At 62.2% G+C, this 15517-nt stretch carries 12 protein-coding genes and 1 pseudogene; 3 read left to right on the top strand and 10 right to left on the bottom strand.

Annotated elements, in window-relative coordinates:
• Position 1 precedes the first annotated feature (1 nt).
• The 3 genes and pseudogenes from AC07W0_RS14315 to AC07W0_RS14305 form a co-directional block, all read right to left on the bottom strand.
• Positions 2-724, bottom strand: a complete 723-nt coding sequence (locus tag AC07W0_RS14315) for a methyl-accepting chemotaxis protein (RefSeq protein ID WP_371918767.1) — start codon at positions 722-724, stop codon at positions 2-4.
• A 180-nt stretch (positions 725-904) separates the two neighbouring features.
• Positions 905-1978, bottom strand: a pseudogene (locus AC07W0_RS14310) (Cache 3/Cache 2 fusion domain-containing protein); the annotation flags it as partial.
• A 177-nt stretch (positions 1979-2155) separates the two neighbouring features.
• A complete protein-coding gene (locus AC07W0_RS14305; protein WP_026139908.1) occupies positions 2156-3076 on the bottom strand; it encodes a LysR substrate-binding domain-containing protein in 921 nt (306 codons plus the stop codon).
• A gap of 152 nt (positions 3077-3228) precedes the next feature.
• On the opposite strand from AC07W0_RS14305, the gene AC07W0_RS14300 reads away from it, so the two are divergent.
• Complete coding sequence (locus tag AC07W0_RS14300; RefSeq protein WP_017846029.1) at positions 3229-4632, top strand: NorM family multidrug efflux MATE transporter; 1404 nt, start codon at positions 3229-3231, stop codon at positions 4630-4632.
• Positions 4633-4682: 50 nt separating this feature from the next.
• Here AC07W0_RS14300 and AC07W0_RS14295 read toward each other — a convergent pair whose 3' ends face one another.
• Positions 4683-6347: a putative bifunctional diguanylate cyclase/phosphodiesterase gene (locus AC07W0_RS14295; protein ID WP_017846030.1), complete on the bottom strand. Its 1665-nt coding sequence runs from the start codon at positions 6345-6347 to the stop codon at positions 4683-4685.
• Between the two features lie 255 nt (positions 6348-6602).
• On the opposite strand from AC07W0_RS14295, the gene rep reads away from it, so the two are divergent.
• Together rep and AC07W0_RS14285 are read left to right on the top strand one after the other, a co-directional pair.
• The gene (gene rep, locus AC07W0_RS14290) at positions 6603-8612 is read left to right on the top strand and encodes a DNA helicase Rep (protein WP_017846031.1); all 2010 of its coding nucleotides are present in this window, start codon (positions 6603-6605) and stop codon (positions 8610-8612) included.
• Positions 8613-8670: 58 nt separating this feature from the next.
• Positions 8671-9243, top strand: a complete 573-nt coding sequence (locus tag AC07W0_RS14285; RefSeq protein WP_017846032.1) for a xanthine phosphoribosyltransferase — start codon at positions 8671-8673, stop codon at positions 9241-9243.
• Positions 9244-9374: 131 nt separating this feature from the next.
• On the opposite strand, the gene AC07W0_RS14280 is transcribed toward AC07W0_RS14285, so the two are convergent.
• From AC07W0_RS14280 to dadA, 6 genes are all read right to left on the bottom strand, one after another.
• Positions 9375-11297, bottom strand: a complete 1923-nt coding sequence (locus AC07W0_RS14280) for an acetyl-CoA hydrolase/transferase C-terminal domain-containing protein (protein WP_102617849.1) — start codon at positions 11295-11297, stop codon at positions 9375-9377.
• A 136-nt stretch (positions 11298-11433) separates the two neighbouring features.
• A complete protein-coding gene (locus AC07W0_RS14275) occupies positions 11434-11847 on the bottom strand; it encodes a c-type cytochrome (RefSeq protein ID WP_026139909.1) in 414 nt (137 codons plus the stop codon).
• Between the two features lie 181 nt (positions 11848-12028).
• Positions 12029-12577 carry a cupin domain-containing protein gene (locus AC07W0_RS14270; protein WP_017846035.1) on the bottom strand — a complete coding sequence of 183 codons (549 nt, stop codon included), beginning with the start codon at positions 12575-12577 and terminating at the stop codon, positions 12029-12031.
• 116 nt (positions 12578-12693) lie between these two features.
• Complete coding sequence (alr, locus tag AC07W0_RS14265; RefSeq protein ID WP_046488947.1) at positions 12694-13767, bottom strand: alanine racemase; 1074 nt, start codon at positions 13765-13767, stop codon at positions 12694-12696.
• A 78-nt stretch (positions 13768-13845) separates the two neighbouring features.
• The gene (locus AC07W0_RS14260; RefSeq protein ID WP_017846037.1) at positions 13846-14199 is read right to left on the bottom strand and encodes a RidA family protein; all 354 of its coding nucleotides are present in this window, start codon (positions 14197-14199) and stop codon (positions 13846-13848) included.
• Positions 14171-15472, bottom strand: coding sequence for a D-amino acid dehydrogenase (gene dadA, locus AC07W0_RS14255; RefSeq protein ID WP_017846038.1), 1302 nt, complete (start codon positions 15470-15472; stop codon positions 14171-14173). The genes AC07W0_RS14260 and dadA overlap by 29 nt, the downstream gene beginning before the upstream one ends.
• Positions 15473-15517: the final 45 nt, after the last annotated feature.

Here is a 15517-nt window from a genome sequence, read left to right as displayed (position 1 = left end):
TTCAACGAAACCGATCGACCTCTTGGCGCAAGCCTGCCGCCAGCGTCTCCAGTTCCTTGGCGGTAATCGCCAGGTTCGACACCACTTCGCGTTGCTCGCTGTTGGCCAGCGCAATGCTCTGCAGGTTGCTGCTCAGCAACGTCGCCGTGCTGCTCTGCTCCTGGGTGGCGGTGGTGATCGCGGCGAATTGCTGCCCGGCCGAGCGGCTTTGCTCGTCGATGCGTGCCAGGGCCGACGCCACGTCGGCGTTGCGTGACAGGCCTTCCTGCATCAGCGTATTGCCCTGTTCCATGGTGCTGATGGCGTTACCGGTTTCCTGCTGGATGCTTAGGATCATCCCGGAAATCTCATCGGTGGCCTGGCGAGTGCGCGAGGCCAGGTTGCGCACTTCGTCGGCGACCACCGCAAACCCACGGCCCTGCTCACCGGCGCGGGCGGCTTCGATGGCGGCATTGAGCGCCAGCAGGTTGGTCTGTTCGGCGATCGAAGTGATCACGCCAACGATCCCGCCGATTTCCTGGGAACGCTGGCCCAAGGTGTTGATTACCGTGGCCGTGCTGTTCAGGGCGGTGGCGATGTGTTCCAGGGACGACGACGCCTCCTGCATCGAGTTGCGGCCGATGCGGGTCTGCTGCGCGTTTTCCTGGGCCAGGCGCTCGGTGTTGCCCATGTTGTCGGCGATGTTCAGCGAAGTGGCGCTGAATTCCTCCACCGCGCCGGCCATGCTGGTGATTTCGCCGGACTGCTGCTCCATGCCTTCATAGGCACCGCCGGACAAACCGGACAACGCCTGCGCCCGGCCGTTGACCTCTTCGGCGGCCCTGCGGATGTGCGACACCATGGTCGACAGCGCTTCCCCCATCTGGTTGAAGCTGCCCGCCAGTTGGCCGATCTCGTCATGGCTCGACACGTTCAGGCGCGCGCTCAAATCACCGCCGCCCAAGGCTTCGGCCTGGCGTACCAAGTCGCTCAACGGCGCCAGTTTGCTGCGCAACAACCACACCGTTGCGCCCACCGCCAGCAGCATCGCCAGCATGCTGCCGATCACCAGGCGAATGCCCACCGACCACGTGACCGCGCGGATCTCGGCTTTCGGCATGCTCGCCACCACCGACCAGGGGCCGCCGGCAAACGGCACCGAGACGCTGTAGAAATCTTCCTGCTTGTCGCTCCAGAAGCGGCCCTTGCCGGGCGCCTTGGCCAGGTCCAGCATCACCGGCACAGCCTGGTCCGGCGCCTGCACCCCGGCCGGCGGTACCAGCCAGTGTTTCTGCTCATCCAGCAGTGCCAGCGAACCGGTCTGGCCGATGCGGAAGCGCTTGAGGTTGGTGAACTGGGCATTCTGCTCATCGGTGTAGTCGAAGCCGATGAACAGCACCGCGATGACTTTGCCGCTGGCGTCGCGCACCGGGCTGTACTGGGTCATGTAGGAGCGATCGAACAGCACGGCGCGGCCGATGTACGTCTGCCCACCGACCACCCGCGAGTAGGCCGGCCCCTGGCGATCCAGCACTGTGCCGATGGCACGGCTGCCGTCCTGCTTGGTCAAGGACGTGCTGATGCGGATAAAGTCGTCGCCGCTGCGCACGAACACCGTGGCCACGCCGCCGGATATCTGCTTGAACTCGTCGACGTCACCGAAGTTGTTGTTCAGCAGCGCCTTGCCCAGGTACAGGCTCGGGGTCTGCACGCCGGCCACGGCGACCGGCTGATCCGCCTGCACACTCAAGCCGGCGCCGAAGCGTTTTTCAAACAGCCCGCTCAAGCGCTGAGTGCTCTCGCGCAAGGTGCCGTGGAAGGTACTGAGTTGATCGGCCAGCAGCCGCGCCTCGCTGGCCAGATGTTCTTCCCGGGTATCGAGGTTGGCGGAGTCGAGGGAACGCAAGGCAAAAACCGTACTGCCGCTGATGACGACAGCCAGAATCACGGCTAACGCGAGGCCTAGCTGGGAGGCGATCCGAGCACGAGGTTGAGACATGACAGCTCCTGGCCGAGGCCTGGATCATCCTGATCTCATAGCGTTGCTCGGCAAATTATCTGGTGAGATTCGTTGGTGCACGATAGTTCCAACACCCCTACTTCGGCGGCGCCGGGCAATACTTGAGCGAAGTGCAGGGGTATCACGCAAACGATTGCTCTCTCACGCTGAAGCGATTCAATCGAGACGCTCGACGACAGGCAACACCATGGCCTGCACTTCGCCCTGCAGAAACTCCGCCAGCCGGCGCAGACGCTCGCCGCCCGGGCGGGTTTTCGGCCACACCAGGTAATAGTTTTCCCCACTGGCGACGGCGGTCGGCCACGGCAGGCTCAAGCGTCCCTGGGCCACGTCTTCGGCGACCATCAGCAGATCGCCCATGGACACACCGTAACCCCGGGCGGCGGCGATCATGCCCAGCTCCAGGGTATCGAACACCTGCCCGCCCTTGAGCGACACCTGGGCGGACAGCCCCATGCGCTCCAACCAGTTACGCCAGTCGCGGCGGTCGGGTGTGGGGTGCAGCAACTCGGCGCTGGCCAGGCGATTGACGTCCCATGGGCCGTCGCTCAACAAATTGGGCGCGCCGACTGGAATCAACAGTTCCGGGAACAGATAACTGGCTTCCCAATCCGCCGGAAAGTGCCCGTCGCTCAACAACACCGCGCAGTCAAAAGGCTCCTGGTTGAAGTCGACTTCATCCACGCTCATCCACGCGCTGGTGAGCTGCACTTCGTTGCCCGGCTGCAAATGCCGGAAACGACTGAGCCGCGCCAACAGCCAGCGCATGGTCAGGGTCGAGGGTGCCTTCATGCGCAAGATGTCATCTTCGGCGTTCAAGGTATGACAGGCCCGCTCCAGCGCGGCAAAGCCCTCGCGCACCCCGGGCAGCAACAGGCGTGCGGCCTCGGTGAGCTGCAGGTTGCGCCCGCTGCGCAGGAACAGGCGGCAGGCGAAATGCTCTTCGAGGGTGCGGATATGCCGGCTCACCGCACTTTGGGTGATGGACAGCTCCTGCGCCGCACGGGTGAAGGAATTGTGTCGGGAGGCGGCCTCAAAAGCCCGTAGCGCATAAAGCGGAGGAAGACGACGAGACATAAGGAAAGCTCCGACAGCAGGATGCTGAAACCCTACCAGAATCAATCAGGCATGAGTTTTAATCATGCGACCAATCGCTTTTATCCCTTTGTGCAATGAGCTGAGAGCGCCGAGAATCGACGTTCTCCCCCTCCTCCGAAAATTTGAGCGTGATGATCATGCAACATCCGGCACGTACCGAACTCTGGGCCATTCTGCGGCTGTCAGGGCCGTTGATTGCCTCACAGTTGGCGCACATGCTGATGGTGCTGACCGACACCCTGATGATGGCCCGCCTGAGCCCCGAGGCCCTGGCCGGCGGTGGCCTGGGCGCGGCGAGCTACTCGTTCGTGGCGATTTTCTGCATCGGCGTGATTGCTGCCGTGGGCACCTTGGTCGCCATCCGCCACGGCGCGGGCGATATCGACGGCGCCACCCGCCTGACCCAGGCCGGGCTGTGGCTCGCCTGGCTGATGGCCTTGGCGGCGGCGCTGCTGCTGTGGAACCTCAAGCCGGTGCTGCTGATGTTCGGTCAGACCGAAACCAACGTGGACGCGGCGGGGCAATTCCTTACGATCCTGCCGTTCGCCCTGCCCGGCTACCTGAGTTTCATGGCCCTGCGCGGCTTCACCAGCGCGATCGGCAAAGCCACACCGGTGATGGTGATCAGTCTCGGCGGCACAGTGGTCAACTACCTGCTCAACCACGCGTTGATCGAGGGCATGTTCGGCCTGCCGAAACTCGGCTTGATGGGCATCGGCCTGGTCACGGCCATCGTCGCCAATGGCATGGCGCTGGCACTGATGGCGTACATCCGCAGCAACCGCGCGTACTCGGCCTACCCGCTGAGCGCAGGCCTGTTGCGTCTGAACACCCACTACTTGCGCGAGCTGTGGCGGCTGGGCCTGCCGATTGGCGGCACCTACGCGGTGGAAGTCGGGTTGTTTGCCTTCGCGGCGCTGTGCATGGGCACCATGGGCAGTACGCAATTGGCGGCGCATCAGATCGCGCTGCAAATCGTCTCGGTGGCGTTCATGGTGCCGGCGGGGATGTCCTACGCGGTGACCATGCGTATCGGCCAGCACTATGGCGCCGGGCAACTGCTGCAGGCGCGCATGGCGGGGCGTGTCGGTATCGGCTTTGGCGCGGCGGTGATGTTGGGATTTGCCGCGGTGCTGTGGCTGTATTCCGATCCGCTGGTCGGGCTGTTCCTCGACCATAACGACCCGGCATTCCACGAGGTGATCGTGCTCGCCGTCAGCCTGCTGGCCGTGGCGGCCTGGTTCGAGCTGTTCGACGGCGTGCAGACCATCGCCATGGGCTGCATCCGTGGGCTCAAGGACGCCAAGACCACCTTCCTGGTGGGCCTGGGTTGCTATTGGCTGATCGGTGCGCCAGCGGCCTGGTGGATGGCCTTCACCCTGGGCTGGGGGCCGACCGGCGTGTGGTGGGGCCTGGCGCTGGGCTTGGCCTGTGCGGCGATCAGCCTGACCTGTGCGTTCGAGGCGAAGATGAAGCGCATGATTCGGCAGGAGCCAGACGCTCAACGCTCATTCCATGCCGCGCAGACCGACTAGAAGTCTTGCGCGGTTGAAATGTGGGGGCGGGTTGGCAAGAAAAGGATGAGCTAGCCCAACAAAGCCTGCTGGTCCTTGCCGAACGTCAGGTAGTCCACCAACTCCGGCAATGGCAGCGGTTTGCTGATCAGGTAACCCTGGGCCTGGTCGCAACCGAACAAACGTAACAGCGCCAGTTGTTCCGCGGTTTCCACGCCTTCGGCCACCACTTCCAGGTTGAGGTTGTGGGCCAGGTTGATCATGGCGTGGACCAGCTTGCGGTTTTCTTCACGCTCTTCCATGCCGCCGACGAAACTCTTGTCGATCTTCAACAAGGCAATCGGCAGGCTGTTGAGGTGGACGAACGATGAGAAGCCGGTGCCGAAGTCGTCGAGGGAAAAGCGCACACCGAGGCGACCGAGGGCGTCCATGGTCTGCTTGACCAGGTCACTGCGGCGCATCACGGCGGTTTCGGTCAACTCGAATTCCAGCCATTGCGCATCCACCCCGCGCTCGACAATCAGCCGGCTGAGGGTCGAGAGCAGTTGGCTGTCCTGGAACTGGCGGAACGACAGGTTGACCGCCATATGCAGCGGCGGCAGGCCGCGTTCGCGCAGGTCCTGCATGTCGCGCAGGGCCCGGGAGATCACCCAGTAACCCAGCGGTACGATCAACCCACTCTGTTCGGCCAGCGGCACGAATTCGCTGGGCGGCAACAGGCCGCGCTCGCCATGGCGCCAGCGCACCAGGGCTTCGAGGCCGACGATATGGCCGTCGTCCAGGTCGAGGCGCGGCTGGTAATGCAGTTCCAGTTCGTCGCGACGCAGCGCGCGACGCAATTCGCTTTCCAGGTCGGCCAGGCTGCGGGCGTTGCGGTTGATGCGTTCGTTGAAGATATGAAAGGTGCAGCCCTGGGTGCTTTTGGCTTGCTGCATGGCGATATGGGCATGCCACATCAACGGGTCGGCGCCGGCACGCGCGCGGGCATGCGCGACGCCCAGGCTGCAACCGATCAGCAGGCTCTCGCCATCCACCCAATACGGTTCGGCCATGGCTTCGGTGATGCGCTCGGCCATCCATTCGGCACGCTGGGGCGCGCGGCGGGTGTCGATCAGCAAGGCAAACTCATCGCTGCCCAGGCGCGCCAGTTGGTCGCCGGCTTCGAGCTGGCTCTTGAGCCGCGAGACCACTTGCAGGATCAGCCGGTCGCCGGCCTGGTGGCCGAGGGCATCGTTGGCGTGGCGGAAGTTGTCGAGGTCCAGGTGGCCCAGGGCCAGGCCGCGCCCTTCGTTGTCTGCCAGGCGTGCGGCCAACAGGGTCTGGAAGCCCTGGCGGTTGGCGATACCGGTCAGCGGGTCTTGTTCGGCCAGGCGCTGCAAGGTGTTTTCCAGCACGCCACGTTCGCGCACATGGCGCAGGCAGCGGCGCAGGGTGTCGGCGTCCATGGCAAGACGGATCAGCCAGTCACTGACTCCCAGGGGCGCCACCAACGGCTCCTGTTCCAGCAACAACACGCACGGCAAGCTGCAACGGCCCGGGCCGGGTTGCAGGTTGGGCGTGGTCAACAGCACGGCGCTGTGGTCGTCGTCGAACAGACGACTCACCGAGTCCCAGTTGGGCGCGCTGATCAGCACAGCCCCGTCGCCCATCGGCACCAGGCACTCGCGCAACAATGCTGCCCACTCAGGCGTATCGGCCAGTAGCAGCAAACGCAAGGGTTCGACAGGCGTGGACAAGCTAGCTCCCTAGACTCTGCAAGATTTCGTTGGCGGCAAGTATTATGACGTCAGGTCGAGCATTCACAAATGATAAAAGTTATCAAATACGAGCAGTACGCACAAAAGTCGCAAATACCCCCACATCCTGCGGCAAAGTAGCAAAAGCGGCAAATTTAGATCGAGTGGTACGTCACACCGTCGATCCAAGGCAGCAGAATCTCACCAGCCTGTTAAAATGCCCGCCCTTTTGAACAACGACTCCCTGAACTCTGTATGTCCCGACTCAATCCCCGGCAGCAAGAAGCCGTGAACTACGTCGGCGGCCCTCTATTGGTGCTCGCCGGTGCAGGCTCCGGCAAGACCAGCGTGATCACCCGCAAGATCGCGCACCTGATCCAGAACTGCGGCATCCGCGCCCAGTACATCGTCGCCATGACCTTTACCAACAAGGCGGCGCGGGAAATGAAAGAGCGGGTCGGCACCCTGCTCAAGGGTGGCGAAGGCCGCGGCCTCACGGTGTGTACGTTCCACAACCTGGGGCTGAACATCATCCGCAAGGAGCATGCGCGGCTGGGCTACAAGCCGGGTTTCTCGATCTTCGACGAGACCGACGTCAAAGCCCTGATGACCGACATCATGCAGAAGGAATACGCGGGCGACGACGGCGTCGACGAGATCAAGAACATGATCGGCGCCTGGAAAAACGACCTGGTCCTGCCGCCCGAAGCCCTGGAAAACGCGCGCAACCCCAAGGAACAGACCGCCGCCATCGTCTACACCCACTACCAGCGCACGCTCAAGGCGTTCAACGCGGTGGACTTCGACGACCTGATCCTGCTGCCGGTGAAGCTGTTCCAGGAACACGCCGACATCCTCGAGAAGTGGCAGAACAAGGTACGTTACCTGCTGGTGGACGAATACCAGGACACCAACGCCAGCCAGTACCTGCTGGTGAAGTTGCTGATCGGCAAGCGCAACCAGTTCACCGTGGTGGGCGACGACGACCAGTCGATCTATGCCTGGCGCGGCGCCCGCCCGGAAAACCTGATGCTGCTCAAGGACGACTATCCGTCCCTGAAAGTGGTGATGCTGGAACAGAACTACCGCTCCACCAGCCGCATCCTGCGCTGCGCCAACGTGCTGATCTCGAACAACCCCCACGAGTTTGAAAAACAACTGTGGAGCGAGATGGGCCATGGCGACGAGATCCGCGTGATCCGCTGCCGCAACGAAGACGCCGAAGCCGAGCGCGTGGCCGTGGAAATCCTCAGCCTGCACCTGCGTACCGACCGGCCCTACAGCGACTTCGCGATCCTCTATCGCGGCAACTACCAGGCCAAGCTGATCGAGCTGAAACTGCAGCACCATCAGGTGCCGTATCGTCTGTCCGGCGGCAACAGCTTTTTCGGACGCCAGGAAGTCAAAGACCTGATGGCCTACTTCCGCCTGATCGTCAACCCGGACGACGACAACGCCTTCCTGCGCGTGATCAACGTACCGCGTCGGGAAATCGGCTCGACCACCCTGGAAAAACTCGGCAACTACGCCACCGAACGCAAGATCTCGATGTACGCCGCCACCGACGAAATCGGCCTGGGCGAACACCTGGACACGCGCTTCACCGATCGCCTGTCGCGCTTCAAGCGCTTCATGGACAAAGTGCGCGAGCAATGCGCCGGTGAAGACCCGATCAGCGCCCTGCGCAGCATGGTCATGGACATCGACTATGAAAACTGGCTGCGCACCAACAGTTCCAGCGACAAGGCCGCGGACTACCGCATGGGCAACGTCTGGTTCCTGATCGAAGCGTTGAAGAACACCCTGGAAAAAGACGAAGACGGCGAAATGACCGTCGAAGACGCCATCGGCAAGCTGGTGCTGCGCGACATGCTCGAGCGCCAGCAAGAAGAGGAAGACGGCGCCGAAGGTGTACAGATGATGACCTTGCATGCGTCCAAGGGCCTGGAATTTCCCTACGTGTTCATCATGGGCATGGAAGAGGAAATCCTCCCGCACCGCTCCAGCATCGAAGCCGACACCATCGAGGAAGAACGGCGCCTGGCCTACGTGGGCATTACCCGCGCACGCCAGACATTGGCCTTCACCTTTGCCGCCAAGCGCAAGCAATACGGCGAAATCATCGATTGCGCCCCCAGCCGGTTCCTCGACGAACTGCCGCCGGACGACCTGGCCTGGGAAGGCAACGACGACACCCCGACCGAGGTCAAGGCCGTTCGCGGCAACACCGCCCTGGCGGATATTCGCGCGATGTTAAAGCGCTAGAATCGACTATTTTTTAATCTACTTTCGGCGCACCGTGCGCCATTAGAGGAAGCGTTCCGTGGAAGCACTGCACAAGAAAATTCGCGAAGAAGGCGTCGTGCTTTCCGATCAGGTACTCAAAGTCGACGCCTTTCTGAACCATCAGATCGACCCGGCGCTGATGAAACTGATCGGCGACGAATTCGCCGCGCTGTTCAAGGATTCGGGGATCACCAAGATCGTCACCATCGAAGCCTCGGGGATCGCCCCGGCGATCATGACCGGCCTGAACCTCGGCGTGCCGGTGATCTTCGCCCGTAAGCAACAGTCCCTGACCCTGACCGAAAACCTGCTGTCGGCAACGGTGTATTCCTTCACCAAGAAAGTCGAAAGCACCGTAGCGATCTCGCCGCGCCACCTGACCAGCAGCGACCGCGTGCTGATCATCGATGACTTCCTGGCCAACGGGAAGGCGTCCCAGGCGCTGATCTCGATCATCAAGCAGGCCGGTGCCACCGTTGCCGGCCTGGGGATCGTGATCGAGAAGTCGTTCCAGGGCGGGCGTGCCGAGCTGGATGCGCAGGGTTATCGGGTTGAATCACTGGCGCGCGTGAAGTCGCTGAGCGGTGGTGTCGTCACCTTCATCGAGTAATCGCTGACGGAACCCGGTTAAAACTGTGGGAGGGGCGGTGCGACGATTCGACTTGCCCCCGATAGCAGTGGCTCAGCCAACACATTTGTGTGACTGATACACCGCTATCGGGGGCAAGCCCCCTCCTACATTTAGTGCGCGGTGGCCTGGAGGCCGGCGAGCAACAGCCGCTGATACACGTCCTCTTTTAGCCCTTCCGGCTGGTCCAACCCCATCCGCTTCAGATGCTCGGGAAACGCCTCCGGCTCCGGCGCATCCAGCGCCGCCTTGCCCAGGTCGAAAATCTCGCTCAGCTTGAATTTGCTCTTGAGCCAGTTCAACCCCCGCAACAGGTCCCGTTCGACATCCGTGAAATCGGTGCCCAGCGGATACTCCGGAAACAACCGGCGATGCCGGGCCTGAAGGCTCTGGAGCCGCTGCGGAGTGTTGTCGGTAAAGCGCGGGTCCAGCTGGAAATCCCGGGGTAGTTTGCCGGCCTCTTGCGCCTGCTCGATCAAGTCGCCCTGGAACCTGGAGTCGGTGATGTTGAGCAACGCCTCAATTACCTTGGAATCGGTCTGACCGCGCAAGTCGGCAATTCCGTATTCGGTGATGACAATGTCCCGCAGGTGCCGTGGGATCGTGCAATGGCCGTACTCCCACACGATATTGGAACTGACCTCCCCCGCCGCTTCGCGCCAGCTGCGCAACATCAGGATCGCGCGCGCACCTTCCAGCGCGTGGGCCTGGGCAACAAAGTTGTACTGCCCGCCCACGCCACTGAGCACGCGGCCACCTTCCAGTTGGTCGGCAACCCCGGCGCCGAGCAAGGTCACCACGATCGCGCTGTTGATGAACCGCGCATCCAGACGCTGCAAACGCTTGAGTTCTTCCTGCCCGTACAGCTCGTTGATGTAGCTGATGCGCGTCATGTTGAACGCCTGACGCTTGGCGAGGGTCATGTCCTGCAAGCGTTGGTAAAAACTTCGCGGGCCAACGAAAAAACCGCCATGGATCGAAATGCCGTCGGGCTGGGCCGCATCATCGAGCAGGCCGGCGTTTGCCTGTTCCTGCGTCGCCACATCCGGGTAGACCTTGCGCCGCACGATCCCCGCATCCGCCAGCACCAGCAGGCCGTTGACGAACATTTCGCTGCAACCATAAAGGCCTTTGGCAAACGGCTCGACGCCCCCTTCACGGCTGATCAGCGCCGCCCAGCGGTACACATCGAGGTCGGTCAGCAGCAGCCGATAGGCTTCGTTATCGGCCTGGCGCGCAAGCAAGGCGGCGGTCAGCGCATCGCCCATCGAACCGATACCGATCTGCAAGGTGCCGCCATCGCGCACCAGGGTGCTGGCATGCAGGCCGATAAAATGGTCTTGGAAACCCACCGGCATATTCGGTGTGGAGAACAGCGTGCTGCTGTCCTTTTCATCGAGCAGGTAGTCGAACGCATCCATGCCCAACTCCGAATCCCCCGGCATGTAGGGCAAATCGGTGTGGACCTGGCCGACCATCAGCACGGTTTCCCCGGCGGCGCGACGCTTGGCGATCATCGGCAGCAGGTCGAGGGTGACATCGGGGTTGCAGCTCAGGCTCAGCCGGTCGGGGTGCTCGGCGCTGCTGGCCACCAACTGCGCCACCAGGTTCAGGCCGGCGGCGTAGATATCGCGCGCGGCATGGCTGTAGTTGCTGCTGACGTAGTCCTGTTGCGCGGATTGGCTGTGAAGCAGGCTACCGGGCTGCATGAAAAATTGCTGGACGTGGATATTCGCCGGCAGGCTGTCCTTGTGCAGATCGGCGAGATAATCCAGCTCGGGATAATCGCCAAATACCCGCTCGGTAAACGGTTCCAGGAAGCGCTTCTGCAAGCCATCGCCCAGCGCCGGGCGACCCAGGCTCAAGGCGGTGTAAATCGTCAGCGCCCGCTCCGGCAGCTTGGCGATACGTCGGTACAGCGCGTTGACGAACAGATTGGGCTTGCCCAGGCCCAGGGGCAGGCCCATGTGGATATGCGCCGGCAAGCGCGCGAGTACGTCGTCAACGGCTTGCTCGATTGAACATAACTGCACCATCCGACCCTCCTGAACATTTCATGACTAGGGGTTGGATAGAGAGTGGCCCGTCTTGGTTGCAAAGAACAGCCTCAACCCTCGATCGCAGGCACAAAAAAGCCGCTCGTAAGCGGCATTTTTGACGAAGATCGCTGGATTACAACCCGGACATCTTCTTGATCGCGCCTTTCAGATCAGCATCCGTGCAATCAGCACAGGTGCCTTTTGGCGGCATGGCATTGATACCCGTGATCGCCTTGGCCAGGATGCCGTCGAGGCCGCCCTGGTGGTCGGCGCGGTCTTTCCAGGCGGCGGTGTCGCCGATTTTCGGAGCACCCAACAGGCCGGTTCCGTGGCATGCATTGCAGTGCTTGGCAATGATCTCATCCGGTGTTTTCGCACCGCCGCCGCCGCCCGCTGTTGCGGCGACTTCCATCCCCTTGCACTCCTGCCCCTGCACACACACTTGGCCAACAGGCTCCAAGCGCTTGGCAATGTCATCATTGGTCGCAGCTTGAGCGCTGACAGCCCATAGGGCCAGTACGGTTGCTGGTGCAGCCAGCATTTTCATAATTAGGTTCACGCGTTCACCCTCAATGGTGGCTATTCACGCCTGCGGCCACGGTTTCGCAGGCGGCGAAAGTATAACGGTTAGCCCGCCTGGCTGAAACAACCCTATTAAGCAAAGGGAGATTCAGTCTCACGGAATACGCTGCGGGAGTCTCTGCAATGCTGGCAGGACGCCTCTTCTGTCAAAAGTTCGCGGGCGTGGCTGCGCTGATTAGTCGCGCCGGCACCTCGAACGGATTACGAAAACGATGGGGCTTGGTGCTTTCAAAGTAGTAGCTATCGCCAGCTTCGAGCACAAAAGTTTCAAGACCGACGACCAATTCCAGGCGACCCTCCACCAGAATCCCGGTTTCTTCGCCTTCGTGGGTGAGCATTTCTTCGCCAGTATCGGCGCCAGGCGGGTAAATTTCGTTGAGAAACGTGATCGCCCGGCTCGGATGTGCGCGACCCACCAGTTTCATGGTGACGGCGCCGTCGGAGATATCAATCAGCTCGTTGGCTTTATAGACGACCTGGGTCGGTATTTCCTGGAGGATTTCCTCGGAAAAGAACTCGACCATCGACATGGGAATGCCGCCCAGCACCTTGCGCAAGGAACTGATGGAAGGGCTGACACTGTTTTTTTCGATCATCGAAATGGTGCTGTTGGTGACACCCGCACGCTTGGCGAGCTCGCGCTGGGAAAGACCCTTCAGTTTACGGATGGATTGCAGTCGTTCGCCGACGTCCAATGCGGGAGCCTCCTAGGATTCAGGCTTTGTTGTAATTGAGCGTTATCATGGCGACAGCGTTCAGTATTTACAACACTTGGGCCTAAATCCTCCCCAGCACCGTTCGTAGAGGCCGATCAAGCCCCGGAATAGAGCCTTGGCACGCGGCGCAGGTTGCAGAAGATCTGGTAGGGGATGGTCTCGGCGGCGGCCGCGACGTCACTGGCGAGGATGTTCTTGCCCCACAGCTCCACGGTGGAACCGAGGCCGGCCTGGGGCACGTCGGTGAGGTCGACGCACAGCATGTCCATGGACACCCGGCCGAGCAACTGGCTGCGCTGCCCCGCCACCAGCACCGGCGTGCCGGTGGGGGCGTGACGTGGATAACCGTCGGCATAGCCCATGGCAACCACGCCGATCCGCATCGGTTTCGGCGTGATGAATTTGGCACCGTAGCCCACCGGCTCGCCGGCCGGCAGTTCGCGCACGCAGATGACTTTCGATTCCAGGGTCATTACCGGCTGCAAGCGCGCGGCGATGGCCTGGTCTTCACCAAACGGCGTCGTGCCGTACAGCATGATGCCGGGGCGTACCCAGTCGCTGGGCACCTTCGGCCAGCCCATCACCGCCGGCGAATTGCGCAGGCTGACCTCGGCCGACAGCCCCTGGCGCGCCGCTTCGAACACCGCCACTTGTTCATTGCTGCGCACGCAATCGAGCTCATCGGCGCGGGCGAAGTGGCTCATCAATACGATCTTCGCCACCTTACCGCTGGCGAGCAGGCGCTGGTACGCCTCGTGGTAGTCCTTGGGATGCAGGCCGACACGGTGCATGCCCGAGTCCAGTTTGAGCCACACGGTGAGGGGCTTGCGCAAGGCCGCCTGCTCGATGGCCTCCAGTTGCCACAGCGAATGCACCACGCACCAGAAATCATGCTCGACGATCAGCGGCAGCTCGTCGGCTTCGAAAAACCCTTCCAGCAGCAATACCGGCGCGCGGATACCGGCAGCCCGCAGCTCCAGTGCTTCCTCGATACAGGCCACGGCAAAACCATCGGCCTCGGCTTCCAGCGCCTGGGCCACGCGCACTGCGCCATGGCCGTAGGCATCGGCCTTGATCACAGCGAGGGCCTTGGCCCGCGTGACTTCACGGGCCAATTGGTAATTGTGGCGCAGGGCTTGGAGGTCGATCAGGGCACGGGCAGGACGCATGGCGGCAGGCTTCTAGGCGGCAGAGTGAAAAAAACCGGCACCGACCAACCGCATCGGTACCGGGAGAGGGATCGTTGCTTAAGGCAGGGCGGCCACGACGGACAGCTCCACCAGGATTTGTGGCTCGCACAGTTTCGCTTCAACCGTGGCGCGGGCCGGGGCGACGCCTTTGGGCAGCCATGCGTCCCACACCGCGTTCATGCCGGCGAAGTCGGCGTCGATGTCTTTGAGGTAGATCGTCACCGACAGCAGCTTGCTTTTGTCGGTGCCGGCCAAGTCCAGCAAACGCTCGATATTGGCCAGGGTTTCACGGGTCTGTTGTTCAATCCCGGCACTCAGGTCGTCGCCGACTTGCCCTGCCAGGTACACGGTGCCGCCGTGGGCAACGATCTGGCTCATGCGCTCATTGGTGAGCTGGCGCTGGATTGACATGTTTTGCAGACTCCTGGTGGTTGCCATAACGGGAAATATCGAGGCCTTCGGCACTGATCTGCGGCGTTTTCTTGGCCATCAGGTCAGCCAGCAAACGACCGGAGCCGCACGCCATGGTCCAACCGAGGGTGCCGTGGCCGGTGTTCAGGAACAGATTCTTGAACGGGGTGGCACCGACAATCGGCGTACCGTCCGGGGTGGTCGGACGCAGGCCGGTCCAAAAGATTGCTTCGGTCAGATTGCCGCCCTGAGGATAAAGGTCGTTGACGATCATCTCCAGGGTTTCGCGCCGACGTGGGTTCAGCGACAGGTCAAAACCGGCGATTTCAGCCATGCCGCCGACACGGATGCGGTTGTCGAAACGGGTGATCGCGACCTTGTAGGTCTCGTCGAGAATGGTCGACGTCGGCGCCATCGCCGGGTTGGTGATCGGCACAGTCAGCGAGTAGCCCTTGAGCGGGTACACCGGCGCCTTGATCCCCAGCGGCTTGAGCAACTGCGGCGAATAACTGCCGAGGGCCAGGACGTAGCGGTCGGCGGTTTCCAGCTTGCCGTCGATCCACACACCGTTGATGCGATCACCGGCGTGGTCGAGGCGCTGGATGTCCTGTTCGAAACGGAATTCCACGCCCAACTGCTTGCACATGTCGGCCAGGCGCGTGGTGAACATCTGGCAGTCGCCGGTCTGGTCGTTCGGCAGGCGCAGGGCACCGGCGAGGATGTCGGTGACGCTGGCCAGGGCCGGTTCGACGCGGGCGATGCCGGCACGGTCGAGCAATTCGAACGGCACGCCGGACTCTTTCAACACGGCGATATCTTTGGCAGCGCCATCGAGCTGGGCCTGGGTGCGGAACAGTTGGGTCGTACCGAGGCTGCGGCCTTCGTAGGCAATGCCGGTTTCAGCGCGCAGTTCGTCGAGGCAATCGCGGCTGTACTCGGACAGGCGGACCATGCGCTCCTTGTTCACCGCATACCGGCTGGCGGTGCAGTTGCGCAGCATCTGCGCCATCCACAGGTATTGGTTGATATCGGCGGTGGCCTTGATCGCCAGCGGCGCGTGGCGTTGCAGCAGCCACTTGATGGCCTTGAGCGGCACACCCGGCGCGGCCCATGGCGAGGCGTAGCCTGGAGAGACCTGGCCGGCGTTGGCGAAACTGGTTTCCATGGCCGCGGCTGGCTGGCGGTCGACCACGACCACCTCAAAACCGGCTCGCGCCAAATAGTAGGCACTGGTCACACCAATGACGCCGCTACCCAAGACCAGAACGCGCATTTTTATATCCTCATCGCGGCTTGACCGCCGACGTGTGTTGTTCGA

Source organism: Pseudomonas sp. GW704-F2, assembly GCF_059423025.1.
Note: the sequence above shows the minus strand (reverse complement) of the source record. Positions and strands in the feature narration are given on the sequence as shown.